The organism is Gammaproteobacteria bacterium (assembly GCA_016200485.1).
Taxonomy (GTDB): domain Bacteria; phylum Pseudomonadota; class Gammaproteobacteria; order Tenderiales; family Tenderiaceae; genus JACQEP01.
Window position 1 is genome coordinate 78,648 of record JACQEP010000014.1, and the last position, 14,092, is coordinate 92,739.

Below are 14,092 nucleotides of genomic sequence, written 5' to 3' on the forward strand. Positions count from 1 at the left end.
GGATCGGATGCGGCTGGCAGGCCACGTCGTGTCCGCAAAAATAGGTGTCCATGTCGAAAAAAGCTGACAATGTTATCATGGTGATGGCACGCCGAAATGGCGGAAAAAGGCGCCTATGAAGATCCCCGCAAGAATTAAACCGTTGGTCGAGGAAGGACTCGTCGATACCGTCATCCGTCAGCTCATGAGCGGCAAGGAGGCCATGGTCTACGTGGTTCGTTGTGGCGAAAAGATCCGTTGCGCCAAGGTTTACAAAGAGGCCAACAAACGCAGCTTCCGCCAGAGCGTCAATTACACCGAAGGCCGCAAGGTACGAAACAGCCGTCGCGCCCGCGCCATGGAAAAAGGCAGCCGCCATGGACGCAAAGAGCAGGAAGAAGCCTGGCAAAGCGCCGAGGTGGATGCCCTGTACCGGCTTGCCGCCGCCGGTGTGCGTGTCCCGCAGCCCTATAACTTCCTTGATGGCGTACTGCTGATGGAGCTGGTGACGGATGACAGTGGCGACGTCGCCCCCCGGCTTAACGACGTGGTGCTCACCGCAGAACAGGCGCGCGAATACCACCGTACATTGATCAATCAGGTCGTACTCATGCTCTGCGCCGGGATCGTCCACGGCGACTTGTCCGAATATAACGTACTCGTCAGCAGCGATGGACCCGTCATCATCGACCTGCCCCAAGCCATCGACGCCGCCGGCAACAACAACGCCTGCAGCATGCTCATGCGCGACATCGACAATCTCGCCGCCTACTTCGGCCAGTTTGCGCCCGAGCTGCTCACTACCGACTACGGCATGGAGATATGGACGCTCTACGAGAGTGGCAATCTGCACCCCGGCGTCGAGCTGACGGGCCACTTCGAACGCGACGAAAGGCCGGCCGATGTCGCCAGCGTCTTGCGCGAAATAGAGGCCGTTAACCAAGAAGAAGCAGAACGCCAACGTTACAAACAGGAAATGAAAGAATAAAAGTAACCATACCTAGTCATGAGACTGAATAAATACATCAGCGAAACCGGCATCTGCTCCCGCCGCGAGGCAGATGACTGGATCGCCAACGGCCGAGTCACCATCAACGGCAATCGGGCCGAACTGGGCGCCCAGGTCAACGAAGGTGATGAAGTGCGCGTCGACAAGCGCCTAATCGGTGCACGCAAACAGCAGCATGTGTATATCTGCCTGAACAAGCCCGTCGGCATCACCTGCACCACCGAGCGCCACGTCAGCGGCAACATCATCGACTTCGTCGGCCATGCGGAGCGCATCTTTCCCATCGGCCGCCTCGACAAAGAATCCGAAGGCCTGATCCTGCTCACCAGCGACGGCGATATCGTCAACGTCGTACTGCGTTCAGAGAACAATCACGAAAAGGAATATATCGTTACTGTGGACAAACTACTCACCGATGATTTTCTCAGCAGCATGAGCAGCGGCGTGCATATCCTCGGTGAGCGTACCAAGCCCTGCAAAATCAGCCGCGTGGATAAATTTACCTTCCGCATCATCCTTACCCAAGGATTAAACCGCCAAATCCGCCGCATGTGCGAAGTCTTTGGTTACGAGGTAAAGCGATTGCAGCGCATCAGAATTATGCACATCAAGCTTGGCAACCTGAAGGTCGGCCATTGGCGCAACCTTACGGAAACGGAGTTGCGCGGGATAATCCCCGCCCCTCGTCAACCCAAAAGCGAGAGATAGACAACCCCGACATTTTTTGCAATTTACGGTAAATTGAGTGACTACGAGCGGGCTAAGGGTAATTATGGAGTATCAATATAAAATGCAACGGGCAATGCAGTGGTGGTATGTAGGTGTGTTCTCGCTAGTATTGGCAGGTTGTGCTGGCATGTTGCCAAAATTAGAACAGCCGCAGGTCGGTGTTGCCAGTATCAACCTGGTGGAACCTGGACTGCTGGAGCAGCGCTACCGCGTTCAGTTGCGCGTGCAGAACCCTAATGCTATTGACCTGCCCATCGATGGCATCCAGTTGCGGGTAGAGATCAATGACCATCCCTTCGTCACCGGCGTGAGCCCTCATCCGGTGACAGTGCCACGGTACGGCTCAGCACTGATCGATATCGACGCGGTCAGCACGCTCGCGGCGCTCGCGCGTCAGCTCAAGGACATCACCTTAAGCCAAACCGAGACGATGCACTATAAACTCTCGGGCAAGGTTCATCTCTCGCAGCCATCTATAGAACTTCCGTTTGCTGAGGAAGGTGATATCAATCTGTCTGGCCTCCGCAGCAAGGCAAACATGTAAGGATGCATTCAGTTTTTTAAATTCATATTAAAGTGGTCATGCCATGAAACCTTTAGTCATATGTGTCATTAAAACGCTTTGCTTATCATTATTTACGGTATTGGCATTGGCGAGTGCTGCGCGGGCAGACTCAGCAGCGATGGCACCGCTAGTGGGTTATACCAACCAGCTCAGCTATCAGGCCGGAGACACTATCGCATTTCATATTTCATCCAAATTCCAGCGCTTCCAAATCACGATTCAACGATTTGGCATAGAACGCCAGACTGTTTTGACTAAAGAAGTCACGAACGGCCAGCCGCATGCAATTCCTGAAAATGCATCAAGCCATGGCGCCAATTGGCCACAAACACTTACTGTTACCGTGCCTGAGTCATGGCGCAGTGGTTATTACCAGGTCTTCCTCGGTGTTTCAGATCCTGCGGACAGTAGCAAGTGGATCGAAGGACAGTCGATGTTTTTTGTCATCCGTGCCGCCCATCCTGGCAAAGAGGCAAACATCCTCTATCAAATGGCAACGAATACCTATAACGCCTATAACAATTGGGGTGGCAATAGTTTGTATGAATTCAATAGTGCCTCGGTAAAAGAGACGAATCGCGTTTCATTCTTGCGTCCGATTCCAAGTGACGCCTACCGTTGGGATCTTCCCTTTATTGAATGGGCGGAGAAAAATGGTTATCGCATGGATTATGCGATCAATAGCGATTTCGAACGGAACCCGGATTTAATTAAACACTACAAGCTCGTATTGAGTGTGGGACACGATGAATACTGGTCAGCCGGCATGCGTGATCAACTGGAGGCCTTCATCGCCAACGGCGGCAATGTTGCTTTTTTCGGCGGCAACAATATCACCTGGCAGATTCGCTATGAAGCGGATGCACAGGAGATGGTGATATGGAGAGCTTACTACCGCGACGATCCACTTTATCGTCCAGAAGGCCCTAATCCCACCCTTGCCACGCTCTGGAGTCATCCATTGATCGGTCGGCCAGAGAATCAGCTCAGCGGTGTCGGTATGCGCTTTGGCGGCATGCATCGCAATCATGGACAGTTCATGGATGGCACGGGAGCGTTTACGGTGCATCGGCCTGAGCACTGGGTATTTGCCAAAACAGGTCTCAAAGAAGGCCAACAGTTCGGGGGTAAAGACAGTATCGTCGGCTATGAATGTGATGGCTGCGAGATCACGTGGGTCGATGGACGCCCGCAACCCACACATCGCGATGGAACCCCGGAGAATTTTGAAGTGCTCGCCACAGCACCGGCACAATGGCCTGATGATGCCTGGCCCTGGTTTAAAGAATGGCAGCCGGGACGTATTGGTAATGCCTGTTTTGGTATTTACAAGAAGCCCGGCGGTGGCACGGTATTTACTGCCAGTACAACGAACTGGAGTCATGGTTTGAAAGGCCATGACCCAATCGTTGAGCAGATTAGCCGTAACGTGATGGATCGTCTTTCTAAAGACTAATCAGAAAAAGGCTGAAATTCCGAGACTGGCAAGATAGTAGTAATAGCCATTTACTTTACCCAGAGCGGAATGACTGCCTTCCAATGAAGCATTAACACTAAACACATTCATCACGTTATAACCCAGGTTAAGCGTTAGCCCGGCAATATTCTCAGTTTGATCAGTCACTGCAATGGAGGTGGATTGGCGGCCATAAAAGATTTCGCCAGAACCTTCAAAACTTTTTGAATAATGGGTAAAGCCCAGGGTCAACTCGTGTGCCGCAGTATTATCAGGCGCATAATAGCCACCACCACTTTGTCGCTGAAAATCCTGCTGATAATACTTGTAGCCGATTTCAATCCGTGGCTCCATCAGCGCAATGGAGTAACGTGATCTGAGTACCAGCTCATATGATTTGTTGTCATCTGAATAATCCGTGCCGCGTAGCTCACCGTTGAGCCGTATCCAGTCATTCACGGTGTATTGTGCATGATTGTAAATATCGCTGCGGATAATATGGTGCGCAAGAATTGATGCCGTATCATCATACAATTCGCGACTCAACTCGGCATCCCATAACCAGCGGCCGGTCTGTGTCTTGCTCGACAGCAACAGATTCAGTTCATCAAACGTTTGTTGATGGGTGCCCGCCTTCACCCAGGCCAACTCGCTCGCCAACTTCCAGGCAGGACTCATCCGCCAGCGCCCCGCAACTTCCACGCCATTCAATTCCTGAGACAACGCTGTCCATGGGTCCTCCGCCTTCTGCTGCCGTAGGCTGAGCGTCATGCCTGACCGCTCGAACGGCAAGTTATATGACAAGATATGATCAAACCGCCTGCTATGGGATCTGTCATTGAGATATTCGGTTTTCCATGACACATTGCGCCGTCCCTGATCGATCAAGGCCTGGCGTACCTCAAGTGTTGTGTGGCGCTTTGGAACATTGGCAGCATACAACCACCAGTGACTGTACTTGGCCTCGCGGTAACTGCCTGAGGCTAATAAGGCATAGGTATAGCCGAGGCGTGTATCGAAGTCTTCTTCCTCAGCCAACAGTTTTTCGAATACGGGCAAAGCAACATAGAAATCCCCGCTCCAACTGGCGGCATTTGCCTTGGCCAATCGTGCCTGTCGATTCTTGGGTTCGACTGCCAGCACCTGATCAGCGACCACAACAGCTTGCAACAAGCGCCCGTTCCAAGACAGCAGATTGGCCAGCAACACTTTTGCTTCAATTATTTTAGGATTGGCACTGGTAAATGTTTCCAGCGCATCGATTGCCCCCTCAGCATCATCACAGTCAGCCAGTGACTGGGCGATTTCCAGATAACGATCGGCAGGTAAATTCGCTTCGTTTTGCCGTAGCGCTTGGCGATATAGGCGTGACCCGAGACGATATTTTTCTATGGAACAATACTTCGCGGCCTGGTTGAGTTGTTCTTCAAGTCCCGATGCTGTTTCAGCGCCGCGCACCACACTCGCACTCAAAAACAAGACTGCCAGGCTTAATGGAATACTGAGCACGCCTATAGAGTGAGAATTGAAAAACTTTCTAATCATAACAACTCACGAGCACCCTAAACAGAAGCCCGATTTCTTTCCCATCTGCAAATAAACAAATCAAACATCGCCTTGTGCGTGCACACTAAGAAATACGTGTTATTGGCCGGTCGTTATCATTCCCCTCATGAAACAGCGAATGAATCGATGCCGACACCACTTCAGGTTTGCGATGAATCAATGACGACTCACTAATATCGAGATGACGATGACACCCAATACACTGGAAGTTCTCCCAGAACCAATGGCCCAGTGTATGGGCGCCGCAATAGGGGCAGTCGAGAAGCAGGCTTTCCTTTAATCGTGCCTCAAGGAAAGAGAGGCAGTCTTTGCTGTAACCGGCGTCTTGCCAGTGAATCAAGAATTGACGGCCTTTATCGGTGATACTGACCCGATTACCATCGATAGCCACATAACCCAGCAAATTAGACTCCTCAACAAAGCGCAATGTGCGGGCATCCTGGGTGTTGACACCCGCTTCGGCGATAATTTCATTCATTGTTTTGGGTCTGTCACTGACGATATCGAGTACTCTGGCGCGACGGAATGATGCCACCTTCGCCGCCCCGGTGGCACGCAATAAGGCCGAGACTTTCATAAAGGTGTCGTAACTAATGATTTCCTGCTCTGTCTCAGCGGATAGCTGACGCCAGTTACGCAGATGGTCGCTGCTGCGCCGCCCTGTTTTTCCACGCTCTGGAGTGGGGGGTGCCTTGTCATGAGATGAGTGCGACTGCCAACGCCTGAACATCATGAAGAGTAACGCCACGACAACACTACCAAGAATGGCCGCAAGCCAGGCATAGTTGGGACTTGATGTTGATTCGGTTATGTCTGTAGTAGGTATGACTGACTCAGTCGGCTTTTTATCGACAGTGTTAGACGGACGATTACTGTCACTTCCCGGGACTACTGCCACGCTTGCATTTGTCACAATGCCATCCAATAATGCCGCACTTCCCGGTTCCAGGTTGTAGCCAGCCTCTTTACCCCGACCAAATAAATATGAGTACGGATAAAAAACCAAACCATCGGAACCAGGCTGCGCTTCCTCAAGTGATTTTTCAAACTCTTTTGACGATTGGGACCACTTGCCAGGTTCTTGATAACTTGCCAGCCCTGTAAACACCTGCTTATTACCAACACGATAGCGTGCAGCCATCGCTACCTGATGAATCCATTCGACTGTTCTTGCTCATTTTTGAAATAAGCCATCGGCAAGACGGCGTCGAGATACTCGGCCAGCTGGCTGTACTCCTGGCCAAATTTCTCGTGTGACAGGTAAGAAACACTCGCGTCTGCGATCAAGGCAGCCGACAATTGCATCCCCCCGCCATGGCTAGCCACCCGCACTTTGATATCATGTACAAACGCAGTGATCTGGCTGGCACGCCAATCTGTCCATACAGTGTAGTATTTGGATATCAGTTGCCGCGGCGTGACGGCAGTCATCCCCTTGGCAGCGCTAAAATTTTGCAGTGACAGAGGTGAATAATCATGTGACAAATCAGGGTAGCGCACATAATCGAGGTGAATACCGTCCAGATTATAATTGCTAACGAGTTGTTCCACCGTATTCGCCAGTGACTTTTTCACCTCGGGATGCGTCGGTGAAAGCCACTCCACAGACACCGCACCTGTATCACTGACCATGGCCCAGTCGGGATGTAATTTAGCCAGTACAGGGTTTCTGAACACAGGCAACCAGGCATGCACCCTCACACCAGCCTGTTTCAATAACTGAACATACTTTCCAAAGATGTCTTGCTGTGAACCCAGCTTGTCTCGCTGAGCAACGAAATAATCATTGCCATCCGGATCACGGGCCATGAGATAAACATCTTTCATGCCCTTTTCGCGTAAATCCTTGAGCAACAGTTCGGGATCAGGCTGGCCCAGTGCCAGATTGAGCCAGACACCCAGCTGTTTGGGTTTAATCGATTGGGTTGCTTGCAACCAGCCGTCGGCCGACATGAACACGCCACTTTGCTGGACGACATAGTTGATAAATCCATCCAACACCGCTTTATGCTCAACGATAATGCGGGGATGAAGCAGTATCACCAAGGGCCGTCCGGTTGAGACGCGCTCCTGATAACGTGACTTCAACCACACAAGCGCATCGGCATCCGACATTTTCTGGTTTTCAAACAGTTCAAAATCCGAAGCCAGCAGGTGGGTATCGTCCGCACTGGATGAGATAGGCAACTCTACTAATTGCTTCAGCTTGGTCCAGCGTTCAGGATCAGAGCTGTCGTACCGAAAACCCAACTCATTTAGCACATCCATCACCTGTGGGTTGTATGACAACAAAGGCGCTCTGAACCAGAGGGGTGCCTTGCCAGTGGCCTCCTGCAACACAACCTTGCTGGCGAGCAGTTCCTTGCGCAGATCTGCAATCGAAAGTTCAGCCAGGTTGATATGACTGTAAGAATTCGCACCTATGCTGTGCTTCTGCGCCAATTCTTGAACCAGTTGCTTATTTTTCTCGATAAACTGCCCCGTTACAAAAAACGTTGCCGGGCGTGTTAAATTCAGCGCATTGATCGCACTGGCGTCTTTTGCTTCTTGAGTGTCAAACGTTAGCAATACCGGCACTGATGCCGCAAGCGACAGACTCGGTGTTGCGAATAATAAAAATGGCAGCAGTAACAGAGGCGCATAGACGCCACGAAATATTTTATTCATAGGATTTATTAACCAGCCCATGTGGCCTCCTGCTTTTTGGCCTCCCGGCATATGGCGACCAGGCGGATCCAGGAAAGAAAAAGATGATAAGGTTTAACGGTCAGCGCCGCGAAAATCAGCTTCGGCTTTAATTCTTTCTCGATCGCCAGCGGGATTAGATATTGAAGCGATACCATCAGTTCTATAAGCACCATAATGATTAAACCCATAGCGAAGATCTTCAGCGCTGCGCCGGAGAAATAGAGTAAAACCGGAAAACTGGCGAGCATGGCAATCTCGAACAGAACCGCACCAAAGCCTGAAAAAAGAGAATACGGTAACCAAAATAGACCTATGCTGCCCGCTCTGCGGCGCAGCAATATATCACGATATAGCGATAGTACTTGCAGATTACCGCGATACCAGCGAGTGCGCTGTGAACCCAATACCCGCCAACGGCGAGGAACATTGGTCCAGGCAATCGCACGCGGTTCGTAAACAGTCCGGTAACCCAGGCCAATGATTTCAAGCGTGGCGTCAAAGTCTTCAACCAGGGTTCTGTCTTTGTAGCCCCCCATTTCAAACAGTACTGACCGGCGCACCGCACACGCCGGCCCCGGACACACCGTGACCGAACCCCCGTTACCGATCTGCGCCTGCTTCATGATGGTCTGCGCCTGCAGATATTCCAGGTTTTGCCAACATTCAAGCATGATGTTGTTATTGGTCACACAGACTTTTCCCGCCACAGCACCGACCGTCGGGTCGTTAAAGTGCTCCACCATGTAACGAATAGCAGACTTATCAAGACGAGAATCCGAATCCGAAAACATAATAATGTCGCCTTTGGCCTGATCAATACCCGCATTCAATGCAGCGGCCTTGCCGCGATTGCGACGCAGGCGAATAAACCGTATTGAATCGTTGTCGACGGTATAGGGCGTAAAATCCAATGAACCATCGTCAACAACGATGATTTCGTAATTAGGATAATCCTGCTCCATGGCACTCTTCAGGCTTTTGGCCATGGTGTTTTGCTCGTTATAGGCAGGAATCACGAGCGTTACGAACGGTGTCGTTTTATTATCGTTAGTGCGGATTGGGAATTTTAGTTGCCGCCAACCCAGAAACAGCATGAACGGGAAAATAATTCCGATCAGGTAAAAACAGAGATAGGCAAGGAAGGTGATCGATATCCAGCGCGGAATCGCTACTTCCATCGTTGGGAAGACCTGCCCCCCTATCCAAGCAGCCAGCGCTAGCGTTAGAAAAAAGATAAGTGCAGTGAAAATTATCGATAACGTAATCACCAAGACATGATTAAAGAAATTGCGCAAATTGGTGACGCCATCCTCACGGGACTGATAAATATACCCCTCCATACACCATTCTCTCATCCACTGCGGTTGCCATCCAGATATGAATAAGCTCTAGATAGTAACGACCCGTCATACTGGTTACTTAATAGCTCCAGAGCGCTAAAAATAACCGAATCACTAATTTAAAATATACAATAAATATTTTTTAATCAATGGGTTATACATGTATCCCGTGGCCAACATACGCCTGGACCCGAAAGCTGGAACAACTGCTTAATTTTCTACGATTTTAGAGGGGAACTTCAGACCAATACCTGGCGTGTCTCCGCGTTAAAACGGTAAACCTGTTGCTCTATTTTTGGATCGACCATTTGCGCAGGTCCCTTGCCATTCGGGCAGGCAAGGCGTGGCGTTGTTCCGAACAGGCGACAGATCAATGGACGTTCAGCGTAGACCCGGCAGCCATGGCTGCCCAGGTGAGGACAGCTCAGCTCAGCCAATGCTGTCGCATGCGCCGCTTCGTTTTTGACCGGCAGCCTTGCCATCTCTTCGCTGGAGGTAGTCACCGGCCCACAGCAATCGTGACAGCCGGGTGTGCATTCGAAGGAAGGAATACGCGCCCTTAAATAGCGAATGGTTCGGTCGTTTTTAGTCATTTAAATGATTTCATCAGGTATAAGCTGTGATTTTACGCTCACGGCACGCTATTGTCGCCATACGGCTTACATGCTTAGCCCTTTACCGCCAACACCCCATCGCCGCTCAACTCCGCAACGCGCGTCGTCGATCACCCCAGATCCAGCGAGCACTCGACATTCGGCACACCCGCCCGCTGTGCCGCGCGCAACAATTCATGTTCTTTCAGGGTTAACAGCGGCCCCATCGAACATGCCTCAGGCATAACGGCGGGTGTGCGATGGCGCGCTTCCTCCCTCACAGCCGTTTCCCAATCAATGTCGGTACCTTATCGGTACGGGTCTCCACCTTTAAATAACTCACCAAGCGAACACAACCTTCCTTGTGCAACAGCTCGTGAATTTCCTCGACCACCGTCAGAATCTCAGCCAATTCACCTTCAATGTTGGTACCCGAAGCATGGGTCTCAATAATAAAATCGTGCGCCTGAAGCAACTTGGCAACCCGAGTAATCTCCTGCCTGACCGAGACACCTCTACCAATTGGAATAATCTGTAATTCAGCGGTGGCTTTCATTTCAAAATCCTCGTGGTTAACGGGCAACGTTTCCTTTGATCCAAGTATCAAGTGTGAGTCAAGTGGCGTCTCAAGCATCCTCAAGGCTACCCGGTGAAGGCCTCATGTGGCAACGACGTTAGCACAGCGAGCTTGCGCTGGCAGGCAGGACGGAAACGGAGCCGCTGCCGGGATTACACCCAGTCACTAGACACGCCCAGTGAGGCTGGCCTCAACGTAATCAATGTCGAATTGTATGGTTCTTAGCGTTTCGTCGTTGATGATGCCAGCCTGTCGCAACCTGTGTAACTCTGTTCTCTCCGCCGCGAGCGCCTTCAAACGGATGGACGACTCGCATTCAAGACGACTTCCGGCCATCTGTCCTTGAGCGGTATCGGGATACGCGTAATGCAGGCGTCGGTGCTCATACTCCTCCATCAATCGCAACAAAAAAAACCGCTGCTCTTCCGGAAGCTCGTCAGTTGGCATATTCGCCAGCGACTTGATAGCTGCCTCGGTCGTCGCCACCCGAGCCGCCCGTGTTTCACGTTCCGCGATGTCGTCTGCCTGCACACGGAACAAGCGAATAAACAACGGTAAGGTCAAGCCGTTGATGAGCAGAGTTGCAATGATAACGCTGGTTGCCAACAAGATAAGTAAATTGCGTCCTGGAAAGGGCGCCTCCCCGGCCATCAATGGAATCGATAAGGCACCCGCCAGCGTCACGGCTCCACGAATCCCCGCCCATCCAGTAATGAACACATTACGCCAGGGTGGCGTTGGAACCTCAGGATCATGCAGGCGCATGAGCCAGGTCGAAACCCGCGAAAATGGGAATATCCAAAGCAGGCGCACAACGATCACCATGCCGGATACCGCCAGCGCGTAATATAGCAGCTCTAGCCCGCTGTAACCGGAGATGCCGATGAACACACTCCGCAGTTGCAGGCCCAACAACAAAAACACCAGGCCGTTGAAAACAAACAACAGCATGGTCCAGACACTCCAGGCATGCAGTCGGATATCGGTCTCCATGTGCTTGCTATCGTGCACCCCAGCATAAAACCCGGCCGCGACCACCGCGAGGATGCCGGAAAAATGAAACAGTTGTTCACCCACCAGGTAGGCTGCAAAGGGCGTCAGCAGGGACAAGGCAACCGATACTGAAGGGTCTCTGAGCCCACGGCGCACCAGTGAACGCCTCAGCCACTGAATAAGCCCAGAAACGGCAAGCCCCGCGAGCAAACCACCGACAGTCAGCGCGACGAACGACACCGCCGCATGTTCGAGCGAAAAACTACCGGTCAATACTGCGGCCACAGCAAATTTGAACGCGACCAAGCCGGAGGCATCGTTAACCAGACTCTCACCTGCAAGCACATTGGCACTGCGGCTAGGTAAGCGGACCTTCTCCGTGAGTGCCGACACTGCAACCGCATCCGTAGGCGACACCACGGCGCCGAGCGCAAAGCAGGCAGCGAGCGGCAGGCTGGGAATGAGGAGATGCAACCCATACCCCACGGCAAACACCGTAGCGAAGACCAGCCCAAAGGCAAGCAGCATGATGGAATAACGCAATTGATAGAATTCGCGCTTGGGCAACAACCAGCTGTCGGCAAACAACAGCGGCGGAATGAAAAGGGCGAAGAATATTTCCGGCTCCAGCTCGACCTTCTCGAACCCGGAAATAGCGCTCATTGCTACGCCACCGCCCACCAGCAACAGTGGCAACGGTATAGGCACACGCCTGCCAAGCGCGCCAATAAGCGTAACGGCGAGGATCATGGCGAGTACGTGCTGAAGAATATCCATAGTGGACTAGATTGTACCTTGGCACGGGGATTACCGGTACCGCGGCACCCATCCAGTGGCTACTGCTATTGTAGCCTTCGCCCGCGTTCAGACATTACGTAGCAGATCGGATAGGTTACGCAAACAATGCTCTCGTGCCCTTTGGGTAAACTCACCCTACATTTGACATAAGATTAGGTGTCATTCGGCTTTGACCCTGCTTCACTCAGTGCAACGGAGACGTCGGCGATTTTAGTAACGTCAGTTCAAGCTCGATCCTATTCTCGTTATCCGCCAGCCAGACCTGCCCATCCTGGATGGTGCATTGCAATTGCATGGTACGCCGCGCCATATTGGCCAGTGCCAGGCTGGTCTCGGTTGGCAGGTTGATCACGCTGAGATTTTTTACGCGTTCGAACGCACGGCGGTTTTGTTCCCACCACAAATCGGCACCGCGCCCGCCGTAGCTGTAGACAATAACCTGCTTGGCGCGGCCCGCAGCCTTGCGGAGACGCTTTTCGTCGGGCAAACCCACGTCTATCCACAGATCAATGGCGCCGGTCAGATCCTTCAGCCAGACGTCAGGCTCGTCTTCCGTGCTCAACCCTTTGCCGAACACCAAGTCCTCATGCGCGTGCAGCACAAAGGCCAATAAACGCACCATCATCCGTTCATCGGTTTCCGAAGCATGCTGGGCAATGGTCAGGGCATGATCATGGTAATAATGACGATCCATGTCCGCAATGTTCAGATCAGCTTTGAATATAGTTGCTTTTAGGGCCATAGGGTCACCTCACTCTGCCCTTGTTTTCGACGACAACGCCGCCACCGTCTGCAGGCGGCCAATTTCAATCAATTCACGCGCCCGATGGAATTCATAAAAGTTACAGGCATTTCTTGGGATTTCAATCAAAATATCAGGCGCATGATCTTTAAGCTGCGCCAGCGCCAGTGTGTTTTCCATGATCACCATCGACTTCATGATGATATCAAGCATGCTCAATGTTTCGTCTGACTGCCTTTCCATACGTATCATCAATTCCTCGACAAACTGCATAATCCGCTGATGATAGGTCGCATGCTGATGATTGTTATTCTGCGGCGGTGGAACTTGCAGTTTGGGTTTTGGCGTTGGTTTACCACTCAATATCACAGCAATGGTCAGGTCGGCCTTGTCTTTGAGTGCACCAGTAATTGGCAGCGGATTTATCAGCCCGCCGTCGAGAAATTCACGGCCACGGTATTGATGCGGCGTAAAAATAGTAGGAATGGAAATAGACGCCCGAATCGCATCGAACAACGGCCCTTCGCGGAACCAAGCCTCCTCCTCCGCCACCATATCCGTCGCCACCGCAGCAAAGCGGATCGGCAAATCCTCGATATTGATGTCACCGATCAATTCCCGCAGCACCTCCATGATGCGATCACCCTTGATCAAACCATTATGGCCGAAGGAAAGATCAAGCAACCGAATCACATCCGTGCGCTGCAACGCCATCACCCAGCGGGTGTAAACATCAAGTTTACCCGTGCCGTAAATACCACCGATCAAGGCCCCCATCGAAGACCCGGTAATGGCCTTAATCTCATAGCCGCAACGCGTCAGCTCGTTGATCACACCGATATGCGCAAACCCACGCGCCCCACCGCTGCCCAATACCAAGGACACTGTTTTCTTGACTGCCATAAGGAAACTATACCGAATTGATGGTTATATCGCCATTTAAAGCCGTGATCTTAAGATCATACCAGGGTGAAAGGACCTACGCTTTTCCGCCCAACAGGTCGCTAATATGGATGGATGCAGGGCGGAAAAGCGAGGCGCCTTCCGCCAGATCAAA

Annotated in this window: 14 protein-coding genes; 4 read left to right on the top strand and 10 right to left on the bottom strand. The window is 51.8% G+C overall.

Annotated features, from left to right (window positions below):
* Positions 1-115 precede the first annotated feature (115 nt).
* From HY272_09160 to HY272_09175, 4 genes are all read left to right on the top strand, one after another.
* Positions 116-967: a serine protein kinase RIO gene (locus HY272_09160; protein MBI3772852.1), complete on the top strand. Its 852-nt coding sequence runs from the start codon at positions 116-118 to the stop codon at positions 965-967.
* 18 nt (positions 968-985) lie between these two features.
* A complete protein-coding gene (gene rluF / locus HY272_09165; GenBank protein MBI3772853.1) occupies positions 986-1,696 on the top strand; it encodes a 23S rRNA pseudouridine(2604) synthase RluF in 711 nt (236 codons plus the stop codon).
* Between the two features lie 64 nt (positions 1,697-1,760).
* Complete coding sequence (locus HY272_09170; GenBank protein MBI3772854.1) at positions 1,761-2,261, top strand: LEA type 2 family protein; 501 nt, start codon at positions 1,761-1,763, stop codon at positions 2,259-2,261.
* A 139-nt stretch (positions 2,262-2,400) separates the two neighbouring features.
* Positions 2,401-3,738, top strand: a complete 1,338-nt coding sequence (locus HY272_09175; protein MBI3772855.1) for a hypothetical protein — start codon at positions 2,401-2,403, stop codon at positions 3,736-3,738.
* Here HY272_09175 and HY272_09180 read toward each other — a convergent pair whose 3' ends face one another.
* The 10 genes from HY272_09180 to HY272_09225 all read right to left on the bottom strand — a co-directional run bounded on the left by HY272_09180 (position 3,739) and on the right by HY272_09225 (position 13,938).
* A complete protein-coding gene (locus HY272_09180) occupies positions 3,739-5,283 on the bottom strand; it encodes a hypothetical protein (GenBank protein MBI3772856.1) in 1,545 nt (514 codons plus the stop codon). It abuts the gene before it with no gap.
* 85 nt (positions 5,284-5,368) lie between these two features.
* On the bottom strand, positions 5,369-6,445 hold the full coding sequence (locus tag HY272_09185) for a hypothetical protein (protein ID MBI3772857.1): 1,077 nt from the start codon (positions 6,443-6,445) through the stop codon (positions 5,369-5,371).
* A gap of 2 nt (positions 6,446-6,447) precedes the next feature.
* Positions 6,448-7,971: a polysaccharide deacetylase family protein gene (locus HY272_09190; GenBank protein ID MBI3772858.1), complete on the bottom strand. Its 1,524-nt coding sequence runs from the start codon at positions 7,969-7,971 to the stop codon at positions 6,448-6,450.
* Positions 7,972-7,979: 8 nt separating this feature from the next.
* Positions 7,980-9,332, bottom strand: a complete 1,353-nt coding sequence (locus HY272_09195; protein MBI3772859.1) for a glycosyltransferase family 2 protein — start codon at positions 9,330-9,332, stop codon at positions 7,980-7,982.
* Positions 9,333-9,571: 239 nt separating this feature from the next.
* Positions 9,572-9,925, bottom strand: coding sequence for a YkgJ family cysteine cluster protein (locus HY272_09200; GenBank protein MBI3772860.1), 354 nt, complete (start codon positions 9,923-9,925; stop codon positions 9,572-9,574).
* Between the two features lie 131 nt (positions 9,926-10,056).
* Entirely contained in the window at positions 10,057-10,206 is a 150-nt protein-coding gene (locus tag HY272_09205; protein MBI3772861.1) for a hypothetical protein, read from the bottom strand.
* Positions 10,203-10,481, bottom strand: a complete 279-nt coding sequence (locus tag HY272_09210; protein ID MBI3772862.1) for an MTH1187 family thiamine-binding protein — start codon at positions 10,479-10,481, stop codon at positions 10,203-10,205. The genes HY272_09205 and HY272_09210 overlap by 4 nt, the downstream gene beginning before the upstream one ends.
* A 186-nt stretch (positions 10,482-10,667) precedes the next feature.
* Entirely contained in the window at positions 10,668-12,272 is a 1,605-nt protein-coding gene (locus tag HY272_09215) for a Na+/H+ antiporter (GenBank protein MBI3772863.1), read from the bottom strand.
* Positions 12,273-12,477: 205 nt separating this feature from the next.
* Positions 12,478-13,035: a YaeQ family protein gene (locus HY272_09220; GenBank protein ID MBI3772864.1), complete on the bottom strand. Its 558-nt coding sequence runs from the start codon at positions 13,033-13,035 to the stop codon at positions 12,478-12,480.
* Between the two features lie 9 nt (positions 13,036-13,044).
* Positions 13,045-13,938 carry a patatin-like phospholipase family protein gene (locus HY272_09225; GenBank protein MBI3772865.1) on the bottom strand — a complete coding sequence of 298 codons (894 nt, stop codon included), beginning with the start codon at positions 13,936-13,938 and terminating at the stop codon, positions 13,045-13,047.
* Positions 13,939-14,092 lie beyond the last annotated feature (154 nt).